Source organism: Streptomyces lushanensis (assembly GCF_001700515.1).
In the GTDB taxonomy this organism is placed as follows: Bacteria; Actinomycetota; Actinomycetes; order Streptomycetales; family Streptomycetaceae; genus Streptomyces; species Streptomyces lushanensis.
The window spans coordinates 644-879 of sequence record NZ_MAUD01000028.1; the positions used below are offsets into that span (position 1 = coordinate 644).

Annotated in this window: 1 pseudogene; it reads left to right on the top strand. The window is 65.3% G+C overall.

Features of this window, described 5'->3' with window-relative positions:
- Positions 1–28: 28 nt before the first annotated feature.
- Positions 29–236: pseudogene (locus BFF77_RS02485) on the top strand (aspartate aminotransferase family protein); the annotation flags it as partial.

Below are 236 nucleotides of genomic sequence, written 5' to 3' on the forward strand. Positions count from 1 at the left end.
CCGACGCGTACGAAGGACTGGTACAGCCATGACGCAGCCGTTCACGAACGATCTGTACGACCGCCACCGCGCGGTACTCCCCGACTGGCTGGCGCTCTACTACGACCGGCCCATCGAGATCACCCATGGCGAGGGCCGCCATGTCTGGGACTCCGAGGGCAATCGCTATCTCGACTTCTTCGGCGGCATTCTCACCACCATGACCGCCCACGCGCTGCCCGAGGTCACCAAGGCGG